Raw genomic sequence first — 25,868 nt, 5'->3', positions numbered from 1 at the left:
CTTGAGCTTGTCTATGCGTTTTGGCTGTCGTGTTAGATGCACAATAGTGCATCTTTTTGGGCGCGTCTAGCCCTTAACGGACAAGGCATGCACTTTGTTTCATGATACCCGCTGGGATCACGCGCCGGCGCTGAGCGCGATCCAGTCGGCTTTGGACAGCTGCGGCCTGCCGAGCTTGGCTTGAAGCAGGCAGTCAGCGCCGGGACCGGAAAGCGCTGCGCGAGTTCAGCGCGCGCATTGGATCACTCGCGTTCGAAGGCACATTCATCGATGTGCCTCCGCAACGTCATGCGGCGCGTACCTGGAGTCCCTGATCGTCGCGCAGGGCCGCTTTTGCAAATTGCTCGATAGCGTCAAGCGTCGCCCCCGGCGCTTCACGATGCGGGGAATGTCCCGCGTCTGAAATGACTTTGAAATCTACCGGACAATAACACTCTTCCTGCGCGATTTCGAGCTGACGCAATGTCCCATATTGATCGTCCCGGCCTTGCAGGATCAGCAAAGGGACGCGGATGTAGGCGAGAGACTCGGAAATATCCCAGTCGCGGAATTTCGGATCGAGCCAGGCGCCGTTCCAGCCCTGGAAGGCGTTGTCGACGTCCTTGTGCCAGCGCGCGAGTTTTGCCTTCAGGTCGGTGGTCTCAAATGCCGTCTTGATGTCCGCAATCGACTTCACCGAGATGTCCTCAACGATGAAATGCGGCGCGATCAGCACGAGCCCGCTCAGGCGATGATCCTGATGCGCGCCGGCATAGATCGTCGCGATCGAGGCGCCGTCGGAATGGCCGAGCAGGAGGCCACGCTTGAAGCCGATCGCATCGAGCACCTTCGGCAGCACGTCCAGCGCCTCGCGATCCATATAGTCGAGCGGCCGCGGCAGCGCGACCTTGCTCGACTGGCCGTAGCCCGCACGCGAATAGACGAAGATGCCGGCGGAGGTGGCCTGCTGCAGCTTTTCCGGGAAGTCGCCCCAGAGCCCGACCGAGCCGAGGCCTTCATGCAGCATGACGATGGTCGGTGCGTCGGCGGTTTGCGGCGCGAGCCATTTGTATTCGAGGCTGGCGTCGCCGATGCTGAGGAAGCCGGTGGGGGTGAGGTTGGTCATGCGCATTTTCTTCCAGCAATGAGAACGAGACGTCTCCGCGCGCTCAGCTCGCCCCGTCCCGCAGCTTGAACCGCTGGATCTTTCCCGTCGCCGTCTTCGGCAAGGAATCCACCACGTCGATCCAGCGCGGGTATTTCCACGGGCCGATCTTCTGCTTGACGTGGTCCTTGAGCATCTCCTGCAAGTCCGTCGTCGTCGCGCCGGGACGCAGCACGACGAAGGCCTTCGGCTTCAGCAGCCCTTCCGGATCGGCTTCGGGCACGACGGCGGCTTCCAGCACGGCGGGATGCGTGATCAGCGCGCTCTCGACCTCGAACGGCGAGACCCAGATGCCGGAGACCTTGAACATGTCGTCGGCGCGGCCGCAGAAAGTGTAGCGGCCATCAGTGTCGCGAACGTATTTGTCGCCGGTGCGGGTCCAAGGGCCTTCAAATGTGCGGCGGCTCTTGTGGCGCTGGTTCCAGTAGCCCTCGCCGGCGGAGGGGGCATCGACCAGCAGCTCGCCGACCTCGCCGTCGGCGACATCCTGGCCGGCCTCGTTGACGAGCCGCACCGCATAGCCCGGCACCGGCTTGCCGGAGGAGCCGTATTTGATGTCGCCGGGCGCATTCGACAGGAAGATGTGCAACAGCTCGGTCGAGCCGACGCCGTCGAGAATGTCGACGTTGAAGCGCGCCTTCCAGCTGTTGCCGACGGATTCAGGCAGCGCCTCGCCGGCCGAGGTGCAGATGCGCAAAGACTTGCCGCCACGCTCGCTCTTCATCGCCTCGTCGTTGAGCATCGCCGCAAACAATGTCGGCACGCCGTAGAAAATCGAAGGATTGTAGCGGTTCATCAGGTCGAACATGCGCGCCGGCGTCGGCCGTTCGCTGTTGAGCACCACGGTGGCACCGACCGACATCGGAAAGGTCAGCGCATTGCCGAGGCCATAGGCGAAGAACAGCTTTGCCGCAGAGAGACAAACGTCGTTCTCGCGGATGCCAAGCACCTGGTTCGCGTAAGTATCGGCGGTCGCCTGCAGGTTCGAATGGATGTGGCGCACGCCCTTGGGCATGCCGGTCGAGCCTGAGGAATAGAGCCAGAACGCCGGCTCGTCGGGATGCGTCACGGCGGTCGTGAACCGGTCGCTCTCGCCCGCGAGCTCTTCAGCGAGCTGCTTGTGGCCGTTGAGCTTGGCGCCGGACACCACGACATGCTCGAGATCGGGCATGCGGCCGACGACATCCTTGATGACGGGATAGAGGGCCTCGGAGACAAACAGCACGCGCGCGCGGCAGTCGGCGAGGATGTAGGCGTATTGATCTGATGTCAGCAGCGTGTTGAGCGGCACCGGCACGATGCCGGCGCGGATCGCACCCAGAAACACGACGGGGAAATCGACCGTATCCAGCATGATCATGGCCACGCGCTCTTCGCGGCGGACGCCGAGCCGGCGCAGCATGTTGGCGGTGCGGCGGGTCTGGTGCTGGAGCTCGCCATAGGTGAGCCCGGAGACGGTGTCGTCGAACACGGTCTTGTTGCCGCGCCCCTCCTCGACGTTCCGGTCGAGCAGCCAGGTCACCGCGTTATAGGATCCCTCGCTCACGGACTTCTCCCCCGAATTTAGAATTATAATTCATAGAAAGACACTGTGGCGGCTTGCTGTCAATGCCAGCAGGCACTATGTTTCATTAATATGCGCCGCAGGACACCCGCTCAAGAAGGCCCATGATCCGTAGTCCATGACCGACAGTCCCGACGCCGAATCCCGATTTCTCGAACAGCTCGGCCAGCGCGTGCGCACCATGCGCGCGCTGCGCGGCATGTCGCGCAAAGTGCTCGCCAAGGTATCAGGAATTTCGGAGCGCTACATCGCGCAGCTCGAGAGCGGCAAGGGCAACGTCTCCATCGTGCTGCTGCGCCGCGTCTCCGACGCGATGGGCGCGCATCTGGAAGATCTGCTTCCCTCGGGGGATCCGACCCCGGACTGGCAGATGTTTCGCGATCTCTTGCGCAAGGCGACGCCTGCGCAGATCGCGCAAGCCAAGGATTTGCTCGCCGGCGGCAGCGCATCGGCGCCGCGGCGCGCGCCGTTCTGCGGCATCGCGCTGATCGGCCTGCGCGGCGCCGGCAAGTCCACGCTCGGCAGGATGCTGGCGAAGAAGGTCGGCTGGAGCTTTGTCGAGCTCAACAAGGAGGTCGAGCAGCAGAACGGCCTCTCGGTGGCCGAGATCATCGCGCTCTACGGCCAGGAAGGCTTTCGCCGCATGGAGCAGGCGGCGCTGCAACAGCTGCTCGCGCGCAACGAGCTGATGGTGCTGGCGACCGGCGGCGGCATCGTCTCGGAGCCGTTGACCTTCGACCAGATCCTGTCGTCGTTCTACACGATCTGGCTGAAGGCCGAGCCCGAGGAGCACATGGCCCGCGTCCGCCGCCAGGGCGATTTGCGGCCGATGGCGGACGACCGCTCCGCCATGGCGGAGCTGCGCAACATCCTCTTGAGCCGCGAGCCGCTGTATGCGCGCGCGACGGCGGTGGTGGACACGGCGGGACTTTCCGTCGATGCCGCCGCGGCCCGTCTGATCGATGCGGTGCGGCCGGTGCTGCAAAACGAAGCGCGCAGCTTTGGGCTGCGCAGCGTGGCGCTGTAGGTCCGAACTCCCATGGCCGAGAGCGACGTCGCAATCTCGATGTTCGAGCGGATCGGCGGCAGCGCCACGATCGAGCGGCTGGTCGATCGCTTCTACGATCGCATGGACACACTGCCGGAGGCGCAGGTCATCCGCGCGATCCACGCCGCCGATCTCGGCCTGATCAGGGACGTGCTGAAGCGCTATCTCACCGAATGGACCGGCGGCCCTAACACTCTATTCGGTCGAGAAGGGCCACCCGCGGCTGCGCCAGCGCCACATCGGCTTTGCCATCGGCGACGCCGAGCGTGATGCGTGGATGCTCTGCATGCGCGGCGCGTTGGAAGAGACGGTCGTCGATGCTGCCGCGCGGCAAGACCTCGACAAGGCGCTGTCCGGCCTCGCCGACTGGATGCGCAACCGGCCGTAAAAGCGTCGATCAAGGCCAACGTGTGGCGTTCCGGGTACCGCTTCGCTGACCCGGACTATGAGACTTGCGACGCGACTAGATCGACCAGTAATTCGGATGCGGGTAAGGCCGCGAGCGGTCACCCCAGTCGAATTCATCGCCATCGACCTCGCAGGGGCCGCTGCTCAGTTGCTCCGGCGTCAGCTCGACCTGGAAGACCTGACGTCCTGGATCATATCTCAGTGCGCTCCACTGCAGAGGATAATGATGGTGGGTGCCGAGCAGCCCGCCGGTCTTGATCACGGCGTAGGCGACCGTTCCACTCACCTTGTCGAGCATCAACCGCTCGATCGTGCCGAGCTTGGTGCCGTCGCGCCCGTAGACGGCGACATGCTCCACGCGATCACTGGGAACCATGGTATGGTGCATGGCGTCCTCCCTGTTCTCTTTTTTGCCGCGCGCATTATAGCCTGCCAGGCAGGACGAGCGAAACCCACCTCTTTGCTCTCTGGGCTTTTTGCTCTCCTGGCCTCAGCTACAACAGCTGCGAACGCACCGACTCCGCACCGTCCCGCAACAGCGGCAGGAAGCGGCCGACCAATTCCTGCGCCGGCACCCGGTCGACATGGGCGCCCATGTTGATGGCGGCGACAATCACGCCGTCGTAGCGGCGGACAGGGACCGAGATCGAGCGGAAATGCGGCTCGGCCTCGCGACCGACCAGCGAATAGCCCTGCGCGCGGTCGGCGACGATGCGCGCGAGCAATACCTTGGGATCGGTCTCCGTCTGCGGTGTCAGCGCCTCACGCTTTATCGCTTTCAGGCGCGCGGCAAGATCGGCGTCGTCGAGCTGGCCCAGCATGGCGCGGCCGACCGAGGTGCAGAAGGCCGGCAGGCGGTAGCCGATTTCGAGCCCGCCTGAGAACATGCGCGCCGGGCTGCTGCGCGCGATGAACACGACCTCATCGCCGTCGAGCACCGCGAGCGAGCAGATCTCGTTGGCCGCTATCGCAACGCGATCGAGCACCGGTTGCAAGACCGTGACGAGCTGGCTGGACCGCAGATACGATGCGGCCAGTGTCAGGACATGCGGCGTCAGCGAGAACAGCTTGCCGTCGCCGGCGACGAAGCCGCCGCGCTGGAGCGTGAACAGCATGCGCCGCGCGGTGGCGCGCGGAAGATCGGCGGCGCGGGCGAGATCGCTCAGCGTCATCGAGCCGGCCGCGGTGCCGAAGCATTGCAGCAGGCGTAGGCCGCGATCCAGGCTCTCGACGAAATCCGTCGCGCGTTCGTCGCTCTCGCTTCGCTTCAGCTTGGGCATGGCGTCGGGACATTCCTGCAAAATAGTGCTTGCTGCCGATCCAAGGCATGTCATAATTCGCCCATTCGTTCAATAGGCGAACAAACGCCACTCCACAAGGATGCACTCGCCATGATGAGCCAGGAGCAGAACGACCTTATCACCCGCACCGGTCCGAAGAACCCTTGCGGAAAGCTGATGCGGAGCTATTGGCAGCCGGCGGCACTGGTGGACGAACTCGAAGGCGATCGTCCGATCCGCCCCGTCAAGCTGCTCGGCGAAAACCTGGTGCTGTTTCGCGACGAGACCGGACGCTACGGCCTGATCGATCGCCACTGCGCGCATCGCGGCGCCGATCTCGCCTTCGGACGGCTCGAGCATGGCGGCCTGCGCTGCGCGTTCCACGGCTGGCTGTTCGACGCCACCGGGCAATGCATCGAGACGCCGGCCGAGCCGAAGGACTCAAAGCTTTGCCAGAACATTCGCCAGCGCTCCTATCCCGTGGTGGAGAAGAGCGGCATCCTCTGGGCCTGGCTTGGCGAAGGTGAACCGCCGGCATTTCCCGAACTCGATTGCTTTGTCGCGCCCGGCACGCACACCTTTGCGTTCAAAGGCCATATGGCCTGCAACTGGCTCCAGGCACTCGAAGTCGGCATCGATCCCGCGCACGCGTCCTATCTGCATCGCTTCTTTGAGGACGAGGACACGTCCACGGCGTATGGCAAGCAGTTCCGCGGCGCCTCCGCAGGCAGCGAGTTGCCGATGACGAAGATTTTGCGCGAGTACGATCGCCCGATCATCAATGTCGAGCACACCGAATACGGCCTGCGGCTGATCGCGCTGCGCGAGATCGACGAGGAGCGGACGCATGTGCGCGTCACCAACCAGCTCTTCCCGCACGGTTTCGTCATCCCCATGAGCACGGAGATGACGATCACGCAGTGGCACGTGCCGGTCGACGACGAGAACTGCTATTGGTACGCGATCTTCACCAGCTATTCGAACCCGGTCGACAAGCAGAAGATGCGCGACCAGCGGCTCGAGCTTTACGAGCTGCCGGACTACAAATCGCGCAAGAACAGCAACAACGATTACGGCTTCGATCCGCACGAGCAGCAGACGGCGACCTATACCGGCATGGGCACCGACATCAACGTCCACGACCAGTGGGCGGTGGAGTCGATGGGCGCGATTCAGGACCGCACCAGGGAGCACCTCGGCACGAGCGACAAGGCGATCGTGCAATACCGCCGCCTGCTGCGGCAGGAGATCGAGAAGGTCGCGGGCGGCGAGAAGCCGATGCTGCATCTCGACGAGAGCACCGCACGCAGCATCCAGGGTCCGGCGACCATGGACGGCATCGGGCCGACACGTGGCTGGGAGACCTACTGGATGGAAGTCGACGTCAAGCGCCGCCGCGGCGCGCCGTGGACGGCACCGGTGCCGAAGGAGATCGCGGACAACGTGCATCGGCTGACGGCGGCGGAGTAAGGGTGACGGCCCATCCTCGTCATTGCGAGCGAAGCGAAGCAATCCAGACTGTCTCCGCGGAGGCATTTCTGGATTGCTTCGCTGCGCTCGCAATGACGGAGAATGTGGCGGGCGTCTTGCACCCGTCGAGCATCATGACTGAGGAGCAACCAAAGTGAGTTTCGTCGCGCGTCATGCGCTGTGGTCGGATGAGCAGAAGGACGCGGCGACGCGCATGCGCCGTCTCGTCGAGGAGAAAAATCTCGAAGTCATCCGCCTCGCCTTTCCCGACCAGCACGGCATTCTGCGCGGCAAGACCATCATCGCCTCGGAGGCGATTGCCGCGCTGGAAAGCGGCTGTTCGATCACCACGACCATGCTCGCCAAGGACACCTCGCACCGCACGGTGTTTCCGGTGTTCACGTCAGGCGGCGGCTTCGGCATGAAGGAGATGGAGGGCGCGGCCGACGTGCTGATGATCGCCGATCCCACCACTTTTCGTGTTTTGCCATGGGCGTCGGCGACGGGCTGGGTGCTTTGCGATCTTTATTTCAATGACGGCCGTCCCGTGCCGTTTGCGACGCGCGCGCTTTATCGCAAGGCGCTCGACGAGCTTGGACGCCGCGGCCACGATTTCGTGGCGGGCCTCGAGGTCGAATTCCACATCTTCAAGCTCGACGACGCGCATATGCGCCCGGAGGATGCGGGACAGCCAGGCACGCCGCCCTCGGTGAGCCTGCTCAGCCACGGCTATCAGTACCTCACCGAGCAGCGCTTCGATCAGATGGAGCCGGTGCTGGAGATTTTGCGGCGTGACATCGTCGCGCTCGGGCTGCCCTTGCGTTCGGTCGAGGTCGAGTTCGGGCCAAGTCAGTGCGAATTCACCTTCGCGCCGAAGAAAGGGCTGGAGCCCGCCGACAATATGGTGCTGTTCCGCTCTGCCGTGAAGCAGATCGCGCACCGCCACGGCTATCACGCCACCTTCATGTGCCGGCCGAAGCTGCCGAACCTGTTCGCGAGCGGCTGGCATCTCCACCAATCGGTCGTCTCCCACGCACGAGCGGCGACAACCAGTTCATGGCCAAGGAAACGACCAAGGAGGGCGGCGAACCGCTCAGCGCGTTCGGCCGGGCCTGGCTCGCCGGCCTGCTCGACCACGCCCGCGCATCTACAGTGTTCACCGCCCCGACCATCAACGGCTACAAGCGCTACCGCTCCTATTCGCTGGCGCCGGACCGCGCGATCTGGGGCCGCGACAATCGCGGCGTGATGATCCGCGTGCTCGGCGCGGCCGGCGATGCCGCCACGCGCCTTGAAAACCGCATCGGCGAGCCCGCCGCCAATCCCTATCTCTACATGGCCTCGCAGATTCTCTCTGGCCTCGACGGCGTCGACCGCAAGCTGGACCCCGGCCCGTCCGCCGACACACCCTACGAGACCAAGGCGCCGCTCCTGCCGAAGTCGCTTCGTGATGCGGTCAGCGCGTTGAAGGACGATCCGTTCTTCCGCGAAAAACTCGGCGTCGAGTTCGTCGACTACTACACCCACATCAAGAACGCCGAGATCGACCGCTTCCTGTCCGAGGTGACCGACTGGGAGCACCGCGAGTATTTCGAGGTGTTTTGACTTCGGCTCTCTCCCCGTCATTGCTTCGCTACGCACGTAACGACGGGAGACAGCGGAGGCTCAAATTCCCAGATATCTGTGCTGCAGATCCGGTTCCGCCATCAGCTCTTCGGAGGTGCCGCTCCACACCGTCTTGCCGCGCTCGATGATGGTGTGGCGGTCGCAGATGCGGGCGAGGTGGTCGACGTTCTTGTCGACGACCAGGATCGATTGTCCCCGGCTCTTGAGCAACGACAGGCAGTTCCAGATCTCTTCGCGGATCAGCGGCGCCAGGCCTTCGGTCGCTTCATCCAAAATGAGGAGCTTCGGGTTGGTCATCAGCGCGCGGCCGATGGCGAGCATCTGCTGCTCGCCGCCGGAGAGCTGGTTGCCCATGTTGGAGGCGCGCTCGGCGAGGCGCGGAAACATCACGTAGATCGACGCCAGCGTCCAGGGATTGGCGCTGCCAAAGCGATCGGCGGCGGCCGCGACCAGATTTTCACGCACGGTGAGGTTCGGGAATATCTGACGTCCCTCGGGGACGAGGCCCACACCGAGTTTTGCGATTCGGTAGGACGGTTGCGTTCGCACTTCCGAGCCCGCGAAGCGGATGCTGCCCGCGCGCGCCGGCGTCAGGCCCATGATGGAGCGGATGGTCGTGGTCTTGCCCATGCCGTTGCGGCCCATCAGCGAGACCATCTCGCCTGATTTGATCGACAGCGACAGGTCGAACAGCACCTGGGACAGGCCGTAGCAGGTCTCGATGCCGTCGACCTCGAGCAGCGTATCAGCCGCCACTTTTTCAGACATGGTGCGTCACCACATGCGCCTCGCCGAGATAGGCGCGCTTGACGTCCTCGTTCGCCCGGATCGCGGCCGGATCGCCGGAGGCAATGACGCGGCCATAGACCAGTACCGAGATACGGTCGGCGAGCGCGAACACCGCGGGCATGTCGTGCTCGACCAGCACGATCGAGACTTCCTTCCGCAGCTCCTGGAGCAGCTGCACCATGCGCTGGGACTCAGTGACGCCGAGACCCGCCATCGGCTCGTCGAGCAGCAAAAGCTTCGGCTTGCTTGCCAGCGCAACCGCAAGCTCGATCTGGCGACGCTCGCCATGGCTGAGCCTGGACACCAGAACATCGGCACGATGGGCGAGACCGACGCGGTCGAGCGCGGCATGCGCGGCATCGCGCAGGCCTTTTTCCTTGCGCGCATCGGCGAAGAAGCGGAACGAGGTGCCGGCATGCGCTTGCGCCGCCAGCGCGACATTGTCGGCGGCGGTGAAATCGAGCAGCAGCGAGGTGATCTGGAACGAACGTGCCAGGCCCAGCGCGCAGCGGCGATAGGCCGGCAAGTAGGTGATGTCGCGACCGCCGAGCGAGACGCTGCCGGAATGCGGCTCCAGATGCCCGGTGAGCTGGCTGATCAGCGTGGTCTTGCCGGCGCCCGTTCGGGCCGATTATGGCGTGCAGCTCACCTGCCGCGACGTCGAGCGAGACGTTGTCCGTGGCAATGATGCCGCCGAAGCGGCGCACCAGCTTGTCGACGCGGAGCAGCGGTTCAGCCACGATTGAGCCTCCCGAGCAGGCCCATGATGCCGCCGCGGCCGAACAGCACGACCAGCAGCAACAGCGGGCCCATGATCAGCGCCCAGTATTCGGTTAGCTGCGACAAGAACTCTTCCAGCAGCAAATACACCACCGCGCCGATGACCGGACCGAACAGCGTGCCCATGCCCCCGAGGATCACCATCACCATGAGGTCGCCGGAACGCGTCCAGTACATCACGGCCGGGCTGACGAAATCGGTATTGTTGGCGAGCAGCGCGCCGGCGAGGCCGCACATCGTGCCCGAGATGATGAAGCAGACCAGCTGGTAGCGTTTCGAGGGAAAGCCGATCGCCTGCATGCGCTGCTCGTTGGAGCGCAGGCCCTGCAAGACGAGACCGAAGCGCGAATTGGCGATGCGCCAGATCAGGAAGACCACGCCGAACAGGCAGGCGAGGCAGAGATAGTAGAACTGCGTGCGATTCGACAGATTGATCAGCCCGGAGAAGTCGCTACGCTTGTAAATGGTGAGGCCGTCATCGCCGCCGTAACGCGCCAGCCCCGAGGCGACGTAATAGGCCATCTGCGCGAAGGCGAGCGTGATCATGATGAAATAGACGCCGCGGGTGCGCAGGGAGAGCGCGCCGATCACCAGCGCGTAGATCGCGGAGGCCGCGATCGCGACCGGAAACTGGATGAAGCCGCTTCCGACGCCTTCCTGCGCCAGCATGCCGACCGCGTAGCCGCCGATGCCGAGGTAGGCGGCGTGGCCAAAACTCATCATGCCGCCAAAACCCATGATGAGGTTGAGGCTCGCGGCCGCCAGCGCCAGGATGACGATGCGAGTGAACAGCGTCAGGATGAAGATGTTGCCGGAGGCTTGCGAATAGAGCGGCAGCAGCACGAGGCCCGCCAGCATCAGGGCCGTGACGGCCTTGCTCACAGTGAATGCCTTCATCGACGGTTGGCCGGAAACAGCCCCTCCGGCCGCACCACCAGCACGATCGCCATCAACAGATAGATCAGCATGGACGATAGCGCGGGCGCGGCGGTGGAAGCAGCGGCGCCGCTCAGCACCTGTCGCAACAGATTGGGCAGGAAGGCGCGGCCGAGCGTGTCGATCATGCCGACGAAGATCGCGGCCAGGAAGGCGCCGCGGATCGAGCCGATGCCGCCGATCACGATGATGACGAAGGCGAGGATCAAAATGTTCTCGCCCATGCCGATCTGCACGGTGAGGATCGGCGCCTGCATCAATCCGGCAAGGCCGGCGAGCGCGGCACCGAGACCGAACACCAAGGTGTAGAGCAGCTTGATGTTGATGCCGAGCGCGCCGATCATCTCGCGATTGGAGGCGCCGGCACGGATCAGCATGCCGATGCGGGTGCGCATCACGCCGAGATAGAGCAGGAGCGCGACCAGCAGCGCCACCGCGATGATGGCGAGGCGATAGGCGGGATAGTGAATGCCGGGCAGGATCGGCACCGGCACGGTGAGCCAGGCCGGGAGCGGCAGCGCAAGGCCGGCCGGCCCCCAGATCAGCCGCACGGCTTCGTTGAAGAACAGAATCAGTCCGAAGGTCGCGAGCACGTGGTCGAGATGGTCGCGTCCGTAAAGATGCCGCAGCGCGCTCATCTCCAGCACGATGCCGAGCACGAGCGTCGCGCCGAGCGCCAGCAGCGCGCCGAGCAGGAAGCTGCCGGTCCAGGCTGCGAAGGTCGCGGCGAAATAGGCGCCCATCATGTAGAGCGAGCCGTGCGCGAGGTTGACGAGATCCATGATCCCGAACACCAGCGTCAGGCCGGCGGCGAGCAGAAACAGCAGCAGGCCGAACTGCAATCCGTTCAAGAACTGTTCGACGACGAGCAACATCAAAACTCTTTCAGGCGCACGCAGGTTCGCGCCGATGTTCGAACACGGTCGCCATCAGTGAAAGAGCTCCCCCTGCCTGTACAAGGCGGAAAAATGGGTAATGGCAGTATCGTTCCGAGGCAAGAGCGATTTGACACCAAACATGCACTTTGTTGCATGCCGATGCATGCGATCGAGCGCCGCCGTGCAAAGCGCCGTGCAAGAAGGCTGCCGCGCGGGATGGGTCAACCTGCCGCACCCAAACGATCACCCTCCCCCGTTGCCGGAGGAAGGGTGTGAAATTCGTCGCAACGTCAGGAAGGATGGCGCCTAGTGCGACGTCATCTGCCGGGGAAGGTTATCCGGTTCAGCGAGCACGCTGTTGGCCGTCGAGGCTTCCAGCGCCGCCATCCGGAACAGATAGGCGAGCGTCCCCAATCCGGTGTCTTCCGCCATCTGCGCCAGTTCGAGCGCCATGTCGGACATGTAGCCGAGATTCTCGTCCTTGGTCTGCGCCATGATCTGGCCGTTCCGCATCATGTTCGACATCTCAGGCGCTCTTTTGTTGCGCGGCGAGGCCGCAGAGGTTGGCACGGGCGACGGCGTCCAAACGCGGGCCGTCCTGTTGCACGATCGAAGGCATGCCGATGCGATCATGCAGGGCATCGAGCGTCTCCCGACGAATGTCGATCGTCGCCGCCATGGTCCATGCGTTCTCCACCAGAGTCGGCAGACCGAGCGGGGTCACGACGAAGCCGGCCTCATGAAAGCGCGGCAACCACCAGGTTTCCATGATCGCGCTGACTTGCGCGATCCCCTGACCGAGGCAGAACTCCTGCACCGCCGTCATCAGTTGCAGGTTGAGCGCGCCGTCGCGGCGATCGCGCACGACAAAGTAGCGCGACCATTCCCAGACCAGCGGATCCGCCGGACAGCCGCGCACCGCCGCCAGATGCGGGAAGACTTCGCTCATCATTGAAGACTTGGTAGTCGGGTAGAGCCGGTGACCGCCGATGACGCGCCGCCCCTCCAGCGCGAGCAGATAGACGGTATCCTCGTCGTCATAGGAATCGATCTCGCGGCAATCAGGTTTGCGAAGTGCCTCCCAGTGGCGCTCTTCGACGAAGATGTCGTGCCGCAGCCGGAAATGCTGCTCGAGCACGTCTTCGTAAAGGTGACGATTTACCGCAGAAATGGCGTGAATCATGAAAGCCCCCATTCGTCCTCAATGGGGAGCAGCGTCTGCGAAAAGAGGCAGGCTCGATATTGGGAAATTTCCCAGTACGTCGGTTAGGGATTGATGATCTTGTTGCGAATCGCCAGTGCAACCGCATGCGTGCGGTTGACGGCACCGAGCTTGCGCGCGGCGGTTGCAAGATGCTCTTCGGCGGTACGCTGCGTGATGTGCAGGATCTCGCCGATTTCCCAGGCCGACTTGCCCTGCGAGGCCCAGGAGATCACTTCGCGCTCGCGCGGGGTGAGGCGTGTCGACGAATACGGCGCCGGATCGAGCAGACGGCGAATGTGGTCGAAGCCGTACATCGCCATCAGGTGCAATGCCGGCTTGCTGCGGGCGTTGAGATCGAGATGGATGCCCCCGAGCGACACGGCGGCCTCATAGCCGGTGAGCCCGTGGATCGGCACGATGAAGCCGCGCGACATGCGGAAATCGCCGGCGCGGTTCATTACCTCCGCCGCGCCCGGATCGAGTTCGGCATCATAGGGCGCTTCCGACCATTCGAACGGGTTGACCGATTGTCGGCACATCCGCACCACCGGGTCGACGCGGTCGTAGTTGTTCTGTGTGTAGAGACTGAACCATTCCGCGGGCCAGCGCTTGGCGAGCACCATCTGCGCGAACCGCTGGTCGGGATTCGGCAACCCTGTCACGATGATGGTTTCGAAGCCGAAGCGCCCGAACGCCCCTTCGAGCGCGTTCATCGCGTCCGGAACCTTACGATAGGCCGCCAGGCCTTCAATGAAGTCGAGCGCCTCCCGGCCATAATCCACGGCGGACATCGGTGCGTTTCCTGACCCTTGGGCTCCGGTATAGCACGTCTTCGCGGGCTGCCTCAATTCACCGTTTCCGTAGTTGTCCGGTATCCCATTGACCTCGAAGCTTTGATCTACTTGTGGAAGATGGGACGTCAAGTTACACCTATGACGTCTGAAGCGGGAAAACCACGATGGAAGACGAGGACATCGCGCTCAACAGCGTTCTCGGCCTGGAACTCAACCGCGTGTTTTTCGCCTTCCGTGAAACGGCGAACAAGCAGAAGATCATCGAGTTCGCGCGCGAGGTGCTGCAAAGCGAGCGCCCGGAACGACCCGGCAGCGTGTCGCCCGAAGGACCGTCGAGCTAAACGCGGTCGCGGCAGCGCGGGCGCGCGCCGCCAATTCACGTTGTCGAACATTTGCCGCTGGATGACCTCGCGGCTCTCGTGAGATGATCGCGACCACGATTATCTTTCGGATGCCCAGGACATGATGACGCTGCGCCAGGTTGAAGTGATCCGTGCCGTGATGGTGACGGGCACCATCGGCGGCGCGGCGAAGCTGCTCAACGTTTCGGCCCCGGGGATCAGCCGCCTCGTCAAATATACCGAACGCTCGCTCGGCATCCGCTTCTTCCAGCGCCAGAACGGCCGCTATTTCCCGACGCCGGAAGCCGAGAACATCTTCGAGCAGATCAACGGCGTCTACAAGAAGGTGGACGACCTCTCCGAGCTCATCTCCAAGATCGGCCGCGGCGGATTGTCGGAGCTGCGCATCGGCTCGGTACCGAGCATCTCGCAGGTGATGGTGCCGCGCGCGATCGAGCGTGTCCGCCGCCGCTATCCCGACCTCGGCATCGACATCAACATCCTCAAGATCGAGGAAGCCATCGACTATCTCCTGCTCGGTCGCGGCGAGTGCGTCGCGATGAGCTACCGGCTGGAGCATTCCGGGCTCGACTTCATGCCGCTCGCCTCGGGCGAGCTCTATTGCATCGTGCCATCAGGCCATGAGCTCGCCGGCCGCAAGCAGGTTTCCGCGGCCGAGATCACCCGCTATCCGCTGATCGGCATCGATCCGAACGACCCCTACGGCCGGATCATGGCCGAGATCTTTGCGCGCAACCGGCTCGACTACAACATCACCATCCGCGCGCGCTTCGGCACCACGGTCTGCGCGCTGGTGAAGGCCGGGCTCGGCATCGCCGTCATCGACCAGTTCACGGTGGCCCATGGCGGCTATCCCGGCATCGAGCTCTTGAAGATCACCGAGCCGACGCGGTTCGACACCTACATCGCGGTGAAGCACGGCGCGCCGCTGTCGCTTCAGGTCGAGTATTTCATCGAGTCCCTGCGCGCCGAGATGCGCGCGGTGGAGCCATCCCGCGGCAACGGCAAGGCCGCCCCGGCGCGTGGGCGAAAGAAATAACATTATGTTAGGTTTGCCTGATAAATGGGTAATTGTGTTAGGCAGGGGAAAGTCTATCGTCGCACTTGGAAGCCCCTTGGAATTGCGCGGATTTCCCCGCTAATGGCCGGGACCGAACGCTCCCAACGAGACGATAGCGAACCATGTCCAAGCGCGGATACGCCGCCAGCAAAAAGCTCCTCACCGGCCTGATCGGCGCTCCGATCGCGCATTCCGCGTCCCCTGCCATGCACGAGCGCGCCGCCGAGGCGCTGGGGCTGCGCGGCCATTACCAGCTCATCGAGGTCGCCGGCGCCGATGCGGCCGGGCTCCGCATGATGCTCGAGGGCGTGCGGCGGCTCGGCTTTGCCGGCGTCAACGTCACCTACCCCTACAAGGAAGCGGTGGTCCCGCTGCTCGACGAGCTGGCGCCGGGCGCTGCCGCGATGGGCGCGGTCAACACCGTCGTCGCCCGGGCCGGCCGGCTGACCGGCCACAACACCGACACCACCGGCTTCGCGCGCGCGGTGGCGCCACTGCTGGCGCCGTCCGGCAACGCCGTCGCCGTGATCGGCGCCGGCGGCGTCGGCAAGGCGATCGCGTTTGCGCTGGCGAGCCTGGACGTGACCGACATCCGCATCTTCGACAGCGAGCCGGCGCGCGCCGAGACGCTCGTCTCTCTGCTGGCCGCGCGGGGCGTCGCAAGGCTGGCGTCGAGCATCGAGGACGCGCTGCAAGGCGCGACCGGCCTCGTCAACGGCACGCCGGTCGGGATGCTGCCGAACCGCGGCATGCCGGTCCCGGCCACGCTGCTGCATGAAAAATTGTGGGTTGCGGATGCCGTCTACTCGCCGCTGATCACGCCGCTGCTCGCGGCCGCACAAGCCACGGGCGCGCGGATCATGACCGGGCGGGAGCTCGCGATCTACCAGGCCGCCGACGCTTTCGAACTGTTCACGGGCCTGGCCCCGTCGACTGAGGTCATGGGAGAGGCATTTGACGAGGTGATGGCCGCACGAAGCTCGGCCTATCACGCAGCGTAACCAAAGCGGCCGGACACAAGGCCGCGAACAACATCAACGAAAAATGGGAGGATAGACCATGAAATCGGCCATTCTGGCGGGCGCCCTGCTTGCCTTCGCGACTGCAACCAGTGTCCACGCCCAGGCGATCAAGCTCGCCGACGTCGCCGAGCTTTCCGGCGGCGGCGCCACCGTCGGCACCAACTGGAAGAACGGCATCGACCTCGCGATCGAGGAGATCAACGCCAAGGGCGGCGTGCTCGGCCGCAAGTTAGAGGTCACCCATGCGGACTCGCAATCCAACCCCGGCGTTGCGCGCGCGCAGGTGCAGAAGGCGCTCGACGCCGAGCCCTATGTGCTGCTCGGGCCCGGCTATTCCGGCTCCGTGAAGGTCACCGCGCCGCTCGCAGCCGAAGCCGGCATCGCGCAGATCATGGGCGGCGAAGCCGCCGAGTTGACGCAGGCCGGAAACAAATTCCTGTTCCGCACCTCGTTCGGCCAGCAATCCTCGATGCCGAAAGTGGCAAAGTACATTCACGACGACATGAAGGCGAAGTCGGTCGCGGTGGTCTGGGTCAACAATGATTTCGGCCGCGGCGGTCGCGACGTCGTGGTCAAGGAGCTCGACCGGCTGGGCTCCAAGGTGGTCGCCGATCTCTCCACCGAAGCGGGCCAGGCGGATTTCGCCGCCGACGTCGGCAAGATCAAGGCGGCCAATCCCGACGCCGTGTTCGTCTACCTGAACGAGGAAGAGAGCGCGCGCATCCTGAAGGAGCTGAAGCGCCAGGGCGTCACCGCGCCGCTGATGGGCGAGACCACGCTGATTGGCCAGAAGGTGATCGAGCTCGCGGGCGATGCCGCCAATGGCGCGCGCGGCCATGTCGGCCTGACCACCGACGCGCCGGTCGACCTGATCAAGGCGTTTCGCGACAAGTTCGCGAAGAAGTACAATTACGTGCCCGACCATAACGGCCTGAAGGGCTATCTTGCGGTCTACATGGTGAAAGCCACGACCGAGAAAATGGGCAAAGTCGATTCCAAAGCCTTCGCCGACACGCTGCATGGCCTGACCATCAAGGCAGCGGACGAGCCGGGCATCCTGATGGACGTCACCTTCAGCGACACCGGCGACATCGATCGCCAGAGCTTTCTGGTCGAGGTGGTCGAAGGCAAGCAGGTCGTGAAGCAGGTGCTGCCGAAGGTGAAGTGAGGGCTTCCTCGCCTCCCCCCGCCCGCGCGGGGAGAGATCTCTCTTCTCCCTCTCCTCGTAAGAACGGCGAGAGGGAGAAAAAAGAGAGCGGGGAGAGGGAGAAGACAGAGCGCCGAGAGGGGAAAATGTCCAATCTGTTTGATCTTCTGGTCGCGGGACTTGCCACCGGCGCGATCTATGCGCTGGTCGCGGTCGGCTTCACATTGCTGTGGCAGACCTCGCAGACCATCAATTTCGCGCAAGGCGAGTTCGTGATGCTGCCGGCATTTTTGATGCTGGCAGCGATGCATGCCGGCGCGCCGTTCTGGCTCGCGATTATCCTCGGCATCCTGCTCTCGATGCTGCTGCTGGGCCTCGCCTTCAAGATGCTGCTGGCCGATCCGATGATGCGCCATGGCGTGCTGCCGCTTGCGATCGCGACCATGGCGCTTGCGATCGGCATCAAGGAGGCCGTGAAGCAGTTCTTCAGCGCCGAAGCATCACCCTTCCCCTCGATCGTGCCGACCGGCGACGTCTCCATCCTCGGCCATGCCGTCTCGCTGCAAAGCATCGGCGTCCTCGTCCTCGCCATCCTTGCTGTCTCCGGTCTGACGGCGCTCCTGAACCGAACTTCGCTCGGCCACCAGATGCAGGCGGCGGCGCAGAACCCGACGGTGGCGCGCATCATCGGCGTCCCGGTCGAGCGCATGATCCTCCTGACCTTCCTGATCAATGCGTTTCTGGTCGCGCTCGCCTCGCTGTTGATCACGCCGATCTACCTTGCGAAATTTACATCGGGCGAGGTGCTGGGCCAGGCCGCCTTCATCGCCGCGATCGTCGGCGGGTTCAACCAGGTGCGCGGCGCAATCGCGGGCGGCCTCCTGATCGGCACGCTCGACAATCTCGCCGCCGCCTACGTCTCGACGCAGTACCGCGCCGCCGTGCCGATGATCATCCTGATCGCCGTCATCCTGTTCCGGCCGCAGGGCTTGCTCGGCCGTGCCGAGGAGCGCACCGTATGAGCGCCTTCGCCAAACCTCTGAAGATCGCGCTCGGCCTCATCGTCATCGCCGCGCTGATCGTCATCCCCATGAACTTCAACCGTTATGGCCTGTTCATCCTGAGCCAGTGGGCGGTGATGGCGATCGCCGCCACGGGCCTCAACCTCACGCTCGGCTATGCCGGCCAGGTCTCGCTGGCGCAGGGCGCCTTCGTCGGCATCGGCGCTTACGCGGCAGCGATCATGACCACGCATGGCTGGCCGCTGCCGGCGGCGATCGTCGTCGCGATCGCGTTGAGCTTCGCGGTCGGCTGGGTGCTCGGCTACCCCGCGCTGCGGGTGCAGCACCACTACCTCGCCTTCGTCACGCTCGCCTTCTCCACGCTGGCCTTCCTGGTGTTTCGCAACGAGAGCTGGCTCACCGGCGGCATCTACGGCATCTCCAACATTCCGCGCCCGCACATCTTCGGCATCGCGACCAGCAAGCCGCTGCCGTTCTACTATGTCTGCCTCGGCTCACTCGCGATCGTGTCGCTGGCGGTGTGGTGGCTAATCCGCTCACCCTGGGGCCGCGCGTTCATGGCGCTGCGCGAAAATCCGCTGCGCGCGCAATCGCTCGGCGTCGACACGCGCCGCTATACGCTGATGGCGTTCGCGATCGGCTCGGCGCTCGGCGGCGTCGCCGGCGCGCTCTATGCGCCGCTGACGCAATATATCGATCCCGTGCCGTTCAACCTGTCGCTCTCGCTCGACCTCTTGATGATGGTGATCGTCGGCGGCGCCGGCTTCTTCCTGGGTCCGTTCCTGGGCGCGATGATCGCCGTGTTGCTGCCGGAATGGCTGCGCTTCACCGAGGGCTATTATCTGATGCTCTACGCGATCGCGGTGATGGGGCTGCTAATCTGGTCGCCGACCGGCATTTTGGGAATCCTGGATCGCTATCTGGCCGAACGCCGCACCAAGGCGGCTTCCACGCTGCGCGCTGTCGCAAAATCCCGGCTGGAGACGGTGCAATGAGCGCGGTCCTCGAAGTCACCGACATCAAGAAGAACTTTGGCGGCATCAGCGCCGTCGGCGGCGTCTCTTTCGACGTGCGCGAAGGCGAGATCCTCGGTCTGATCGGCCCGAACGGCTGCGGCAAGTCCACCTTGTTCAACTGCATCCTCGGCCAGCTCACACCATCAGGCGGCGAGGTCAAGCTCGACGGCAAGGTGGTCACCGGCCTGCGCCCCGCCGAGCTCAACAAGCTCGGGGTCAGCCGCACCTTCCAGCTGTTGCAGGTGTTTCCAAAGCTCTCAGTGCGCGAGAACCTCATCCTGGCAGGCCAGGAGCACCAGGGCAGCATGGCCTCGCGCCTGGTCGGCCGCTCCGATGCCGGGTTGACCGAGGCCGCCAACCAGATGATCGGCTTCTTCAAGCTCGATCATCTCGCCGACGAGCCGGCCGGCGGACTCTCCTATGGCCAACAGAAGCTGCTCGACGCCGCCATGGCCTTCATGGGTGGACCGCGCCTGGTGCTGCTCGACGAGCCCGCCGGCGGCGTCAACCCGTCGATGCTGACGGATTTGAAGGAGCGGCTGGTCGCGATCAACCGCGAGAAGAACGCCACATTCGTCGTGATCGAGCACAACATGGAATTCGTGATGTCGCTGTGCTCGCGCGTGATGGTGATGGCCGAAGGCAAGGTGCTGGCGATGGGACGGCCCGACGACGTCCGCAAGGATCCGGCCGTGATCGAAGCCTATCTCGGACATTAGGGAGAGCCATCATGAGCGATCCGATCCTCTCGGTTCACAATCTCGTCGGCGGCTACGGCAAGATGACGATTTTGAACGGCACGACCTTCGCCGTGCCGCAGGCCACCATCACCACCATCATCGGCCCGAACGGCGCCGGCAAGTCCACCGTGTTCAAGGCGATCTTCGGCCTGCTCAAGCTGCGCGAGGGCAAGATCAGTTTTGCCGGCCGGGACGTCACCAATTTGAGCCAGCGCGCGCTGCTCAATGTCGGCATCTGCTACGTGCCGCAGGGCCGCAACATCTTTCCCGAGTTGTCGGTGCGCCACAACATCGAGCTCGGCGGCGTTTCCGCGGGCAAGGGCATCGACCTGCAGAGCCGGATCGAGGCCGCGCTCGACCTGTTCCCGGTGCTGCGGCGGAAATCGACGCAGCAGGCTTCCACATTGTCCGGCGGCGAGCAGAAGCAACTCGAAATCGCCCGCTCGCTGCTGCTCGAACCAAAGCTCGTGCTGATCGACGAGCCCTCGATCGGCCTGTCACCGCTAATGGTGCAGCAGACTTTCGACATCCTGAAGAGCTTGCGCGACCGCGGCGTCACCATTCTCATAATCGAGCAGAACGCGCGCTCGGCGCTGGAGATTTCCGACATCGGCATCGTGCTTGAACTCGGCCAGACCCGCATGGTCGACGGCGCGAAGCGAATCCTGAACGACCCGCGAATCGGCCAGCTCTTCCTGGGCGGTGCGATGGAGGAGGACAACGCAGCATGAACAAGCGCTCGATCGCGACCGTTTCCCTGTCAGGCAGCCTCGACGAAAAGCTCCGCGCCATCGCATCCGCTGGCTTCGATACGGTCGAGATTTTCGAGAACGATCTGCTGTCGTTCGGCGCCAGCCCGCGTGACATCGCAAAGCTCTGCGGCGACCTCAATCTCGAGATTTGCGCGTTTCAGCCGTTCCGCGATTTCGAGGGCATGCCGGAGCCGCAGCGTTCGCGCAACTTTGCCCGCGCCGAACGCAAGTTCGACCTGATGCAGGAGCTCGGCACCGACCTGCTGCTGATCTGCTCCAACGTGTCCCCCAGCTCGCTCGGCGGCATCGACCGCGCCGCGGATGATTTTCGCGAGCTCGGCGAGCGCGCGGCAAAACGGTCTTTGCGCGTCGGCTACGAGGCTTTGGCTTGGGGACGCCACGTCAACGACTACCGCGACGCCTGGGAGATCGTGCGGCGCGCCGATCACCCCGCGATCGGCGTCATCCTGGATAGCTTTCACGCGCTGGCCCCCGGCTTTCCGGTTCGCGCGATGGCCTCGATCCCCGGCGACAAGATCTTTCTGGTCCAGCTTGCGGATGCGCCGAAGCTCGAGCTCGACATCCTGTCGTGGAGCCGGCACTTCCGCTCCTTCCCCGGCCAGGGCGATCTGCCGGTCGGCGAGTTCATGGCGGCGATCGCGGCGACCGGCTATGCGGGGCCGCTGTCGCTGGAGATCTTCAACGACCAGTTCCGCGCCGGCTCGGCCATGCAGACCGCGGTCGACGGCCTGCGCTCGCTGATCCTGCTGGAGGACCAGCTTGCACCGGATTGGCCAAAGTTCATCAGCGAGCCCCTGGCGCCGAAGGCCAAAAGTCGCGGCACGGGATTCATCGAGTTTGCCGTCAACGAGACCAAGGCCGGCGAACTCGCCCACCTGCTTTCGCAGCTCGGCTTCCGCAAGACCGGCAAGCATCGCAGCAAGGCGGTGGAGCGCTGGTCGCAAGGCAAGGTCGAGCTCGTCGTCAACTCCGAGACCGACGGCTTTGCGCATTCGCACTATGTCACGCACGGTCCCGGCGTCTGCGCCATCGCGATCGAGGTCGACAATGCGGGCCTTGCCATGCAACGCGCCGAGACACTGAAGGCGCGAACCTTCTACCAGCCGGTCGGGCCGGGCGAACTCGAGATTCCCGCGATCCATGGCGTCGGCGGCAGCTTGCTGTATTTCCTCGATCAGGCCGGTAAGAACTGGGACACGGATTTCGAGCCGATTGCGAGCGACGCGTGCGCGGACGCCCTGCTGGCCGTCGATCACATCGCGCAGTCGATGCCCTATGACGAGATGCTGTCCTGGCTGTTGTTCTACACCGGGATCCTCGACCTGACGCGCCTGCCGCAGATGGAGATCGCCGATCCCAGAGGGCTCGTGCAGAGCCAGGCCGTCATCAATGGCGACCAGAGCCTGCGTTTCGTGCTTAACGGCTCATCCGCCAACCGTACACTGCCGGCGCGCTTCATCTCGGAGTTTTTCGGCTCAGGCGTGCAGCACGTCGCGTTCACGTGCCGGGACATTTTTGTGGCGGTCGCGGAGATGCGCAAGCGCGGCGCTGATTTCCTCGATATCCCTGATAATTACTACGACGACATCGAAGCCAAGTACGATCTGGCACCCGAGCTGATGGCGCAGCTGCGCGCCAACCACATTCTCTACGATCGCGAAGGCGACGGAGAATTCTTCCAGGTCTACACGCACATTTTCGACGAGCGGTTTTTCTTCGAGATCGTGGAGCGGCGGGATTATCAGGGCTTCGGCGCGGCCAATGCCGGCATCAGGCTTGCAGCGCAGGCGCGCGAAGTGCGGCCTGCGAGCATGCCGCGGGTGTAGACTTTCTCCACGCCGTCATTGCGAGGAGCCCTTGCGACGAAGCAATCCAGAATCCCTCAGCGGAAAGATTCTGGATTGCTTCGCTGCGCTCGCAATGACGGGGAGAGAGCTGAGAGCCCCTCTCCCCGCGACCGGGGAGAGGGAAAGCAGAGACCTCACTTCATCGCGCATTTGTCGTGGAAGCGATCCTGGTCGTTCTCGACGATGGTCGCGACCGTCTTCAGCGAAAGCTGGCCGTCGCCGTCCTTGACCACGTCCTGGAGATAGAAGTTCTGCACCGGGATGTGGTTCTTGCCGTATTTGAAGGGACCGCGCAGCGACTTGAAATTGGCCTTCTCCATCTCGGCCTTCATCGCGTCCTTCTTGCTGGTGTCGCCCTTGACCGCGACCACCACGCTGTTGATGAGCTGGGCCGCGTCATAGGCTTGCGCGCCGTAATAGGTCGGGCGCAGGCCGGTGTACTTCTTGCGGTAGTCGGCGACAAAGCGCTTGTTCTGCTCGTTGGGCAAATCATTCACCCATTCCTGCGCGCCGGGCACCCCGAGCGCGTTCTCCTTCTGCAGCGGCAGCGACAGCTCGTCGACGGTGAAAGCCGTATAGAGCGGCATCGTGCTCTTCAGCCCGGCCTGCGCATATTGGTTGAGGAACTGCACGCCGGCTGCACCGGGATAGAACACGAAGATCGACTCGGCGCCCGAGGCGCGCGCCTTGGAGAGCTCGGCGGAGAAGTCGAGCTGGCTCGGCCACACCGTGTATTCCTCGCCCTTGACCTCGCCCTTGAACGTGCTCTTCACGCCCGCGAGCATGTCCTTGCCGGCGGCGTAATTCGGGCCGATCAGGAAGACGCTCTTGACGCCCTTCTGGTTCATGTAGAGGCCCATGGCGGCCGGCGTCTGGTCGTTCTGCCAGGAGGTCGAGAACACGTAGGGCGAACAAAGATCGCCCGCGAGCTGCGACGGGCCGGCATTGGCCGAGATCAGGAAGGTCTGCGAATCCACCGCGGTCTTGAGCGAGGCCAGCAGCACGTTCGACCAGATGTAGCCGACGATGAAATCGACCTTGTCGGACTGCACCAGCTTCTCGGTCTTCTGCTTGCCGACATCGGGCTTCTGCCCGTCGTCCTCGTAGATCACCTCGACCGGCTTGCCGTCCATCTTGCGGCCGATGTGATCCAGCGCGAGCTCGAACGAGTTGCGCATGTCGTTGCCGATCACGGCGGTGGGGCCGCTAAAGGTCGAAACGAAGCCGATTTTGATGGTGTCGCCGGCGGATGCCGGGTTTGCCAGCACCAGCGCCGCTGCGCCCGCCAGCCAGAATGCCGTCCTCATAGCCTCTCCCCTCCTTATTATTGAGCCCGGAAACGGGTGATCGTCGCCCCGGGTCAATCTCTATTGAACGCAAAATCTGTCGAGCCGCCAATGGCTCAGCGTCTGCCCTGCACCATAATTCGCCCTAATCGTGAATGGCAAGAAATATAGTTCTACTCACTTCGGCGAGGGCTGCGGCGCTTTTTCGCGGGATATCAGTACACTCGATACACTTGGCCTATCCGGCGATTGATGACCGCTATTGGACCGCGACGCCCAATTCGCACTTAAATGAAAGAGCAGAGCAGCGAGATTCGAGGGCGCATCATGACCACGACACCGCATCGCGTCGTCATCGTCGGAGCCGGCTTCGGCGGACTGGAGACGACCCACCGGCTGGCCGGCAGCCCGGTCGAGATCGCGCTGATCGACCGCCGCAACCATCACCTGTTTCAGCCGCTGCTCTATCAGGTCGCGACCGCCTCGCTCGCCACCAGCGAGATCGCCTGGCCGGTCCGGCACCTGATGCGCGACCGGCGCGATGTGACGACGCTGTTTGCGACCGTCAGCGGTGTCGATGCCGACAGGCGCTGCGTGCTGATCGACGACGGCAGCGAGGTGCCTTACGACACGCTGGTGCTCGCCACAGGCGCGCGACATGCCTATTTCGGCCACGACGAATGGGAGCAGTTCGCGCCGGGCCTGAAGACGCTGGAGGACGGCACCACGCTGCGCCGTCACATCCTGGTGGCGTTCGAGCGCGCCGAGCGCGAGACCGATCCGGAAAAGCGCGCGGCGCGGCTGACTTTCGTCATCGTCGGCGCCGGCCCCACCGGGGTCGAGCTTGCCGGCACCATTGCCGAAATGGCGCACCACACCTTGCCCGGCGATTTCCGCAACATCGACACGACGAAAGCGCGCGTGGTGCTGATCGAGGCGGGGCCGCGCGTGCTGGCAGGTTTTGCCGACGACCTCTCGGCCTATGCGCAGGCCTCACTGGAAAAGATCGGCGTCGAGGTCGTACTTGGCAAGGCCGTCACCGAGATCGACCGCGACGGCGTGGTTTTCGGCGGCACGCGGCTCGATGCCAAAACCAAGATCTGGGCCGCCGGCGTCCGCGCCTCGCCCGCGGCTGAGTGGCTGGGCGCGCCGGCCGATCGTGCCGGACGCGTGCAAGTGGAGGCCGATCTCACCATCCCCGGTCATCCCGAAATCTTTGCGATCGGCGACACCGTTGTGATCAACGCCTGGGACGGCAAGCCTGTGCCCGGTATCGCGCCGGCCGCCAAGCAGCAGGGCCGTCACGTCGCGGACAGCATCAAGGCGCGGCTGCGCGGAGAGCCGACAGGCCCGTTCCGCTACAAGCACTCCGGCAGCCTTGCGCAGATCGGCAAACGGCTCGCGGTGATCGACTTCGGCAAGGTAAAACTGCGCGGCACCGTCGCGTGGTGGATCTGGGGCATCGCCCACATCTACTTCCTGATCGGCTTGCGCCACCGCCTCAGCGTCGCGCTGAGCTGGCTCTGGATCTACGCCCGCGACCAGCGGGCCGCGCGGCTGATCACGCAGGGAAGCAGCAAGGTGGTGTAGGGACCATCCTCTCGTGTCCGGACGCGGCGCGGCATTAACTGACGCGACGCAGAGCCGGGACCCAGACCTGTGGGCCCCGGCT

General features: G+C 64.1%; 23 protein-coding genes and 3 pseudogenes. 14 read left to right on the top strand and 12 right to left on the bottom strand.

All coding sequences use genetic code 11. The annotated features are described in order from the left end of the window. Positions 1-286: 286 nt before the first annotated feature. Entirely contained in the window at positions 287-1,105 is an 819-nt protein-coding gene (locus ACVWYI_RS05165) for an alpha/beta fold hydrolase (RefSeq protein ID WP_456661407.1), read from the bottom strand. Positions 1,106-1,148: 43 nt separating this feature from the next. Next, positions 1,149-2,690, bottom strand: coding sequence for a benzoate-CoA ligase family protein (locus tag ACVWYI_RS05160; RefSeq protein ID WP_456661406.1), 1,542 nt, complete (start codon positions 2,688-2,690; stop codon positions 1,149-1,151). Between the two features lie 136 nt (positions 2,691-2,826). Between ACVWYI_RS05160 and ACVWYI_RS05155 the strand changes: the two genes are divergently transcribed. Beyond that, positions 2,827-3,735, top strand: a complete 909-nt coding sequence (locus tag ACVWYI_RS05155) for a helix-turn-helix transcriptional regulator (RefSeq protein ID WP_456661405.1) — start codon at positions 2,827-2,829, stop codon at positions 3,733-3,735. 12 nt (positions 3,736-3,747) lie between these two features. Continuing rightward, a pseudogene (locus ACVWYI_RS05150) lies at positions 3,748-4,144 on the top strand (group II truncated hemoglobin). Between the two features lie 75 nt (positions 4,145-4,219). Here ACVWYI_RS05150 and ACVWYI_RS05145 read toward each other — a convergent pair. Next, positions 4,220-4,552 (bottom strand): PRC-barrel domain-containing protein, encoded by a 333-nt coding sequence (locus ACVWYI_RS05145; protein ID WP_247338730.1) that lies wholly within the window; start codon positions 4,550-4,552, stop codon positions 4,220-4,222. Between the two features lie 106 nt (positions 4,553-4,658). Further along, the gene (locus ACVWYI_RS05140) at positions 4,659-5,444 is read right to left on the bottom strand and encodes an IclR family transcriptional regulator domain-containing protein (protein ID WP_456661404.1); all 786 of its coding nucleotides are present in this window, start codon (positions 5,442-5,444) and stop codon (positions 4,659-4,661) included. Between the two features lie 111 nt (positions 5,445-5,555). Here ACVWYI_RS05140 and ACVWYI_RS05135 point away from each other — a divergent pair, with 111 nt between their 5' ends. Then, on the top strand, positions 5,556-6,914 hold the full coding sequence (locus ACVWYI_RS05135; RefSeq protein ID WP_456661403.1) for an aromatic ring-hydroxylating dioxygenase subunit alpha: 1,359 nt from the start codon (positions 5,556-5,558) through the stop codon (positions 6,912-6,914). Between the two features lie 154 nt (positions 6,915-7,068). Next, a pseudogene (locus ACVWYI_RS05130) lies at positions 7,069-8,519 on the top strand (glutamine synthetase family protein). Positions 8,520-8,579: 60 nt separating this feature from the next. Here ACVWYI_RS05130 and ACVWYI_RS05125 read toward each other — a convergent pair. The 7 genes and pseudogenes from ACVWYI_RS05125 to ACVWYI_RS05095 form a co-directional block, all read right to left on the bottom strand. Continuing rightward, positions 8,580-9,308, bottom strand: a complete 729-nt coding sequence (locus tag ACVWYI_RS05125) for an ABC transporter ATP-binding protein (protein ID WP_456661402.1) — start codon at positions 9,306-9,308, stop codon at positions 8,580-8,582. Further along, positions 9,301-10,069 (bottom strand): annotated as a pseudogene (locus ACVWYI_RS05120) (ABC transporter ATP-binding protein). Before ACVWYI_RS05120 ends, ACVWYI_RS05125 begins: the two are co-directional and overlap by 8 nt. Continuing rightward, a complete protein-coding gene (locus ACVWYI_RS05115; protein ID WP_456661401.1) occupies positions 10,062-11,006 on the bottom strand; it encodes a branched-chain amino acid ABC transporter permease in 945 nt (314 codons plus the stop codon). The pseudogene ACVWYI_RS05120 and the gene ACVWYI_RS05115 overlap by 8 nt, the downstream one beginning before the upstream one ends. Continuing rightward, positions 11,003-11,920, bottom strand: coding sequence for a branched-chain amino acid ABC transporter permease (locus ACVWYI_RS05110; protein ID WP_247324607.1), 918 nt, complete (start codon positions 11,918-11,920; stop codon positions 11,003-11,005). The genes ACVWYI_RS05115 and ACVWYI_RS05110 overlap by 4 nt, the downstream gene beginning before the upstream one ends. A 309-nt stretch (positions 11,921-12,229) precedes the next feature. Continuing rightward, positions 12,230-12,448 (bottom strand): hypothetical protein, encoded by a 219-nt coding sequence (locus tag ACVWYI_RS05105; protein WP_456661400.1) that lies wholly within the window; start codon positions 12,446-12,448, stop codon positions 12,230-12,232. Between the two features lies 1 nt (position 12,449). Then, positions 12,450-13,106 carry an acyl-homoserine-lactone synthase gene (locus tag ACVWYI_RS05100; protein WP_456661399.1) on the bottom strand — a complete coding sequence of 219 codons (657 nt, stop codon included), beginning with the start codon at positions 13,104-13,106 and terminating at the stop codon, positions 12,450-12,452. 83 nt (positions 13,107-13,189) lie between these two features. Continuing rightward, a complete protein-coding gene (locus ACVWYI_RS05095; protein WP_247338746.1) occupies positions 13,190-13,918 on the bottom strand; it encodes a helix-turn-helix transcriptional regulator in 729 nt (242 codons plus the stop codon). 167 nt (positions 13,919-14,085) lie between these two features. On the opposite strand from ACVWYI_RS05095, the gene ACVWYI_RS05090 reads away from it, so the two are divergent. The 9 genes from ACVWYI_RS05090 (at position 14,086) to ACVWYI_RS05050 (ending at position 22,889) form a co-directional block, all read left to right on the top strand. Next, the gene (locus tag ACVWYI_RS05090; RefSeq protein ID WP_456661398.1) at positions 14,086-14,262 is read left to right on the top strand and encodes a hypothetical protein; all 177 of its coding nucleotides are present in this window, start codon (positions 14,086-14,088) and stop codon (positions 14,260-14,262) included. A 121-nt stretch (positions 14,263-14,383) separates the two neighbouring features. Next, positions 14,384-15,322 carry a LysR family transcriptional regulator gene (locus ACVWYI_RS05085; protein ID WP_456661397.1) on the top strand — a complete coding sequence of 313 codons (939 nt, stop codon included), beginning with the start codon at positions 14,384-14,386 and terminating at the stop codon, positions 15,320-15,322. 143 nt (positions 15,323-15,465) lie between these two features. Then, positions 15,466-16,344, top strand: a complete 879-nt coding sequence (locus ACVWYI_RS05080; RefSeq protein ID WP_456661396.1) for a shikimate dehydrogenase — start codon at positions 15,466-15,468, stop codon at positions 16,342-16,344. A 58-nt stretch (positions 16,345-16,402) separates the two neighbouring features. Beyond that, positions 16,403-17,533 (top strand): ABC transporter substrate-binding protein, encoded by a 1,131-nt coding sequence (locus ACVWYI_RS05075; protein WP_456651800.1) that lies wholly within the window; start codon positions 16,403-16,405, stop codon positions 17,531-17,533. Positions 17,534-17,658: 125 nt separating this feature from the next. Further along, positions 17,659-18,534: a branched-chain amino acid ABC transporter permease gene (locus tag ACVWYI_RS05070; RefSeq protein WP_456661395.1), complete on the top strand. Its 876-nt coding sequence runs from the start codon at positions 17,659-17,661 to the stop codon at positions 18,532-18,534. Then, the gene (locus tag ACVWYI_RS05065; RefSeq protein ID WP_456661394.1) at positions 18,531-19,529 is read left to right on the top strand and encodes a branched-chain amino acid ABC transporter permease; all 999 of its coding nucleotides are present in this window, start codon (positions 18,531-18,533) and stop codon (positions 19,527-19,529) included. The genes ACVWYI_RS05070 and ACVWYI_RS05065 overlap by 4 nt, the downstream gene beginning before the upstream one ends. Continuing rightward, a complete protein-coding gene (locus ACVWYI_RS05060) occupies positions 19,526-20,269 on the top strand; it encodes an ABC transporter ATP-binding protein (RefSeq protein ID WP_456661393.1) in 744 nt (247 codons plus the stop codon). Before ACVWYI_RS05065 ends, ACVWYI_RS05060 begins: the two co-directional genes overlap by 4 nt. A gap of 11 nt (positions 20,270-20,280) precedes the next feature. Next, complete coding sequence (locus tag ACVWYI_RS05055) at positions 20,281-21,021, top strand: ABC transporter ATP-binding protein (protein WP_456661392.1); 741 nt, start codon at positions 20,281-20,283, stop codon at positions 21,019-21,021. Continuing rightward, on the top strand, positions 21,018-22,889 hold the full coding sequence (locus tag ACVWYI_RS05050; protein WP_456661391.1) for a bifunctional sugar phosphate isomerase/epimerase/4-hydroxyphenylpyruvate dioxygenase family protein: 1,872 nt from the start codon (positions 21,018-21,020) through the stop codon (positions 22,887-22,889). The genes ACVWYI_RS05055 and ACVWYI_RS05050 overlap by 4 nt, the downstream gene beginning before the upstream one ends. Before the next feature lie 155 nt (positions 22,890-23,044). On the opposite strand, the gene ACVWYI_RS05045 is transcribed toward ACVWYI_RS05050, so the two are convergent. Continuing rightward, entirely contained in the window at positions 23,045-24,217 is a 1,173-nt protein-coding gene (locus ACVWYI_RS05045; protein WP_456661390.1) for an ABC transporter substrate-binding protein, read from the bottom strand. A 306-nt stretch (positions 24,218-24,523) separates the two neighbouring features. Between ACVWYI_RS05045 and ACVWYI_RS05040 the strand changes: the two genes are divergently transcribed. Beyond that, positions 24,524-25,786 (top strand): NAD(P)/FAD-dependent oxidoreductase, encoded by a 1,263-nt coding sequence (locus tag ACVWYI_RS05040; protein ID WP_247339216.1) that lies wholly within the window; start codon positions 24,524-24,526, stop codon positions 25,784-25,786. The last annotated feature ends 82 nt before the right edge of the window (positions 25,787-25,868 follow it).

This window comes from Bradyrhizobium sp. LB13.1 (assembly GCF_054056815.1).
Note: the sequence above shows the minus strand (reverse complement) of the source record. Positions and strands in the feature narration are given on the sequence as shown.